This is a genomic window from Johannesbaptistia floridana (genome assembly GCF_057440575.1).
On sequence record NZ_JALKVM010000007.1, the window covers coordinates 1 to 4,770 of the forward strand.

At 37.3% G+C, this 4,770-nt stretch carries 8 protein-coding genes; 3 read left to right on the top strand and 5 right to left on the bottom strand.

Annotated elements, in window-relative coordinates; translation table 11 throughout:
- Positions 1–175: 175 nt before the first annotated feature.
- The 5 genes from MW688_RS00550 to MW688_RS00570 form a co-directional block, all read right to left on the bottom strand.
- Complete coding sequence (locus tag MW688_RS00550) at positions 176–325, bottom strand: hypothetical protein (RefSeq protein ID WP_486733955.1); 150 nt, start codon at positions 323–325, stop codon at positions 176–178.
- Between the two features lie 43 nt (positions 326–368).
- Entirely contained in the window at positions 369–599 is a 231-nt protein-coding gene (locus MW688_RS00555; protein ID WP_486733956.1) for an antitoxin Xre/MbcA/ParS toxin-binding domain-containing protein, read from the bottom strand.
- Positions 577–978 (bottom strand): hypothetical protein, encoded by a 402-nt coding sequence (locus tag MW688_RS00560; RefSeq protein ID WP_486733957.1) that lies wholly within the window; start codon positions 976–978, stop codon positions 577–579. The genes MW688_RS00555 and MW688_RS00560 overlap by 23 nt, the downstream gene beginning before the upstream one ends.
- Positions 979–1,097: 119 nt before the next feature.
- Positions 1,098–1,805: a ribulose-phosphate 3-epimerase gene (gene rpe, locus MW688_RS00565; RefSeq protein WP_486733962.1), complete on the bottom strand. Its 708-nt coding sequence runs from the start codon at positions 1,803–1,805 to the stop codon at positions 1,098–1,100.
- Positions 1,806–1,912: 107 nt separating this feature from the next.
- Positions 1,913–2,434: a DUF1269 domain-containing protein gene (locus MW688_RS00570; protein ID WP_486733958.1), complete on the bottom strand. Its 522-nt coding sequence runs from the start codon at positions 2,432–2,434 to the stop codon at positions 1,913–1,915.
- A 187-nt stretch (positions 2,435–2,621) separates the two neighbouring features.
- Between MW688_RS00570 and MW688_RS00575 the strand changes: the two genes are divergently transcribed.
- The 3 genes from MW688_RS00575 to MW688_RS00585 all read left to right on the top strand — a co-directional run bounded on the left by MW688_RS00575 (position 2,622) and on the right by MW688_RS00585 (position 4,403).
- Entirely contained in the window at positions 2,622–2,834 is a 213-nt protein-coding gene (locus MW688_RS00575; protein ID WP_486733960.1) for a hypothetical protein, read from the top strand.
- Between the two features lie 29 nt (positions 2,835–2,863).
- Positions 2,864–3,112 (top strand): type II toxin-antitoxin system RelE/ParE family toxin, encoded by a 249-nt coding sequence (locus MW688_RS00580; protein WP_486733963.1) that lies wholly within the window; start codon positions 2,864–2,866, stop codon positions 3,110–3,112.
- Positions 3,113–3,206: 94 nt separating this feature from the next.
- A complete protein-coding gene (locus MW688_RS00585) occupies positions 3,207–4,403 on the top strand; it encodes an aldo/keto reductase (protein WP_486733961.1) in 1,197 nt (398 codons plus the stop codon).
- The last annotated feature ends 367 nt before the right edge of the window (positions 4,404–4,770 follow it).

A 4,770-nucleotide genomic window follows, 5' to 3' on the forward strand; every position in this document is an offset into this window, starting at 1 on the left:
CATTCTAAATTACCCTTACACCAGCAACTTTTGGGCTTTGGTGCAAGATCTGAGTTGACCCTAAAGGCTTATTCAGACTAGATTTTGTAGGTTGGGTTGAGGCACGAAACCCAACATTAATGTTTAATTAATTATATAATTAAATAGCGAAAAAAGATCAATTGTGTAAGAATTATCAAAATATCAAACTATTCTCAATCGCAATATCAGCAAGTGCAGGACGCAAGGCATTAGAATTCAATGGTAAAGTGATAACTTTGGCACTTTTCAATTGAGGTTCAGCACGCTCAAATAAAGCGATCGCTCTGGGGAAAAACTTTTCCATCTACTGATTTTTGGATCAGGAGGAGGAAAGTTGATGGCAACCATTATTGAGTTAATCCTACCGCCACTGCTTCATTGACTACTGGTTCAATCTTTCCCTGTTTGAGCATATCTAAAGGACTATGATTATTAAATACAGCATTGGGACTAGTCAACCAACTAATTTTAGCTAAATTTGATACTTGTAAAGTTTTAATTATGTTTGGTAACCCTAGAATTACACCATCAGTACCTTCAGGGTCAAATTGCCATCTACTGATATTTCCATTGCCCATTATCCTTAACAGCAATTAAAGTTTGGTTTTTAACTCTGTCTATAGGAGTTTGTCTAGAACTACAATCTAATAATTTTGCAACTTGCGTCGTGTTAATAGTATTTTCTAATAGTTTAGATCTTAGAGAAAAAGACTTCATCAAGTTAACTAATTCTAGTTCTTTTTTTTCCTCAGCACTATAAGTTTTTCCTGAAATGGCATCGGCGAGAGATTGTTCTTCTATGTTTGCATCAGGTTGTCGGACAATTTTTTCTAATTTTTCTGTGAGAAGTTTTTTAGTATCTTCGGACATCGATGCAACTAATTCTTTTATCTCCTCTAATATTTTCAGTTCGTATTTATCAACGATCATATCTTGATTAAATTTTGATGTATTCATATTTTAGCAGGATAGTATAAGAGATATCCAGTATGGTGCTTGATAATCACCTGTATGCAAAAAAAACCTCAACTATCGTTACTAAATAGTTGAGGCTAATTAATTAATAAATAGATAAGCTAAACACTAGCTAATTCTTGAGAAGGACGCTTACTATTACGAATTCCTTCTATAGCTTCAGCGTAGTCTGGTGCTTTAAATACAGCAGAACCAGCTACAATGGCATTAGCGCCAGCTTCTAAAACCTGCCAAGTATTATTAGGTTTCAGACCTCCATCTACTTCTATCCAGGGATCTAAACCTTTTTCTGTACACATTTGGCGTAATTTTTGGATTTTGGGTACAACATTGGGAATAAAGCTTTGACCACCAAAACCAGGGTTTACACTCATAATCAAGACGAGGTCAGATACTTCGAGAACATACTCAATCAAATCTAGAGGTGTAGAAGGATTAAGTACCACTCCTGATTTTTTCCCTAGTTCACGAATTTGAGTGAGAGTGCGATGAAGGTGAGGAGAAGCATTGTGTTCAGCGTGAACAGAAATAATATCAGCCCCAGCGCGGGCAAAATCTTCTACATATTTTTCTGGTTCAACAATCATCAGGTGAACATCTAGAGGCTTTTGGGTAAGAGGACGAATTGCTTTAACAATTAGAGGACCAATAGTTATATTAGGAACAAAACGACCATCCATCACGTCTACATGTATCCAGTCAGCCCCGGCTGCATCTACAGCTTTGATTTCTTCTCCTAAACGGCTAAAATCAGCAGAAAGAATAGATGGGGAAATAACTGTTGATTTTTCTGAGTTTTGGGTATTCATAATTATTTTTATTTTTAATTTGGTAGACATTATACCTGTTAGCTGGTTATCTGACTGCTCGGTTATTACTTGCAAGAGTCAGAAAACTTAACTAATAGATAGTTTGTTTATGCTTGAGCTTCTTGAATTGTTTTGGGGGAAATACCTCGATTGCTAAGGACTTCTTGTAGCTGTGTTTCTTGGTCTTTGCTGAGGGAAGTACGTAAAACTTTACCACCATAGGGAGATATTTCTTCTAGTACTTTGTCTGGTGTAACTTTACGCACTAATACAAATAAGGCAGATGTAGAGGGGGTTAAGGTTTGTCCCAACTCTTTCATGAAATTGTCATCAACGCCTATATCAGTTAAAGCACCGGAAATAGCTCCACTAGCGGCGCCTAAAGCTACACCTGCTAAAGGTGCCCAAAACAGAGTACCAATGAGTAAACCCCAAAAGCTACCACTTACGGCGCCAGCGGCTGGTAAATTAACTGCTTGTTTGAGTTTTACTTTACCATCTTCTTTTTTTACGACTACAGCAGCATCTTCTAATTCAATGAGGTGCTCTTTTTGAAGTTTAATCAAAGCTATACGAACTTCTTCAGCTTTGTATTCGTCGTCGTAGGCGATCGCTATTAAATCACTCATATAATTATAACCCAATTATTCTTTATAAATAGAGTATCATTGATTGACTCTTTTTTTCTCTTTAACTAGATAGACTTTGTTAGTCTTTGATGGTTCTGTTGCCAAAACTCTAAGCTTTAAGACAGAATGTTTTAAAATTTTAATTGTAGAATATTAGACAGTTCAAGTTATAGTGTTTTAGAACAAGATGACACAAACAACCTTTGCAGAGATCTTAGAAGCCGCCGAACAACTTCCCCTAGAAGATCAAGAAAACCTCGTTCATATTTTAAAAAATCGTCTGAGAGAGCAAAAAAGAGCGGAGTTAGTTAAAGACATTCAGGAAACTCAAAAAGAATTTGCCCAAGGTCAATGTCAACCTATGACACCTGAACAAATCATGAAGGAGATTCTTTCGTGAATTTTGTCTGACTACGGTCAAGTGCTTTCATTAGAACTGCTCAAAAAATTGTAAGAAAGCAGCCTGAATTAGCTAAAAATATCCAAGAGACCTTAGAATTACTTTGCGAAGATCCATTTCATCCTAAATTAAGAACTCATAAACTCAAAGGTGACCTTAAAGACTCTTATTCATGTACTGCTGCTTATGATTTAAGAATTATCTTTAAATTTGTTCAATATGAAGAAAAACAAGCAATTCTTTTAGAAACAATTGGGAGTCACGATGAAGTGTATTAAGCTAATCATTGTAGTTTGTCACCCGTAGCCCGTAGGTTGGAATACTAAATAATGAAGATGCTAAAGTAAGAAAAAATGCGCTTAATAAATTTCTATGTTGTATCGACGTTTTGGACGTACTAACTTATCAATGCCTGTTTTCTCTTGCGGAGGAATGAGATATCAATACAAATGGCAAGATATCCCAGAAAGTCAAATCCCTAGGGATAATCAAGAGAATCTAGAAAAAACAATTCTTCGTTCTCTAGAAGTCGGGATTAATCATATTGAAACGGCTAGAGGTTATGGCACTTCTGAGTTACAATTAGGTAAAATTTTACCGAAGATATCGAGAGAAAAGTTAATTGTTCAAACTAAAGTATCACCATTAGCAGATAGGTTAGAGTTTAGACGCAATTTTGAACAATCTCTACGTTTTCTGCAACTGGATTATGTAGATTTATTTTCTCTCCATGGTATCAATACTCAAGATTTACTAGATTACAGTATTCGACCTAATGGCTGTTTAGAAGAGGCCAAAAAATTACAAGCAGAAGGAAAAGTACGATTTATTGGTTTCTCTACCCATGGTCCCACAGATATAATTGTTAAAACTATTCAAACTAATCAGTTTGATTATGTAAATTTACACTGGTATTATATAGATCAAAGAAATTGGCCGGCGATCGCGGCGGCAAAGGAGTATGATCTAGGAGTATTTATCATTAGTCCTTCTGACAAAGGTGGTAAACTCTATCAACCGCCTCAAAAACTGGTTGATTTATGTAAACCCCTAAGTCCGATGGTATTTAATGATTTATTTTGCCTATCTCACCTTGAAGTACATACCCTAAGTTTAGGCGCAGCTAAACCAGGAGACTTTGATGAACATCTACGAGTATTATCTCTAGTAGATAAAGCGGAGGAGATCTTACCACCAATTATAGAAAGGTTAGAGGCAGAAGCGATCTCCTGTTTGGGTAAAGATTGGTATCAAACTTGGCGCCAGGGTTTACCTAGGTGGGAAGATACACCAGCAAAAATCAATATAGAAAGAATTCTCTGGCTTTATAACTTAGCGACAGCTTATGATTTAGTGGACTATGCCAAGATGCGCTATAATCTCCTCGGCAATGCTAGTCACTGGTTTCCTGGTAACAAAGCTACCAACCTCTCCCAAGTAAATCTGCAATCTTGTCTCACCAATAGTCCCCATGCTAAGAAAATTCCCCAGATTTTAGCTAAAGCTGACGAGATGTTAGGAGGTGAAAGCGTTAAACGTCTCTCACAAAGGTCAACTTCTGCGGGCTGAAGCCGCGCAGCTTGGACGACCCAACGTCTGACTAAGAGTTGGCTAGACCACGAGCCAAAAGCCATAACACTTCCGGGTATTTCCCTAGCTCGGACTATTTGTTGGCTTCCTTGGGTGGAAGCACTGCGTAATTGCAGGACACAAGGCTTTTGGTGGTCTTAGGGACTTACAACTTGTAAAACAAGGATTATCTCTTATGTTGCGAGTACCAGTTCAAAATCCCGATGGTTCTCCGGCAATGCCTACCAAAGCATCGCGGGCACGCCGTTGCTCACATCTTGCATCTTTACCTAATGTTACTGGTGGTGGTTGAGTAATGAGTTTTGAAGTAATGAGTAATGAGTTAAAGAATTAATGCTCAACGCTT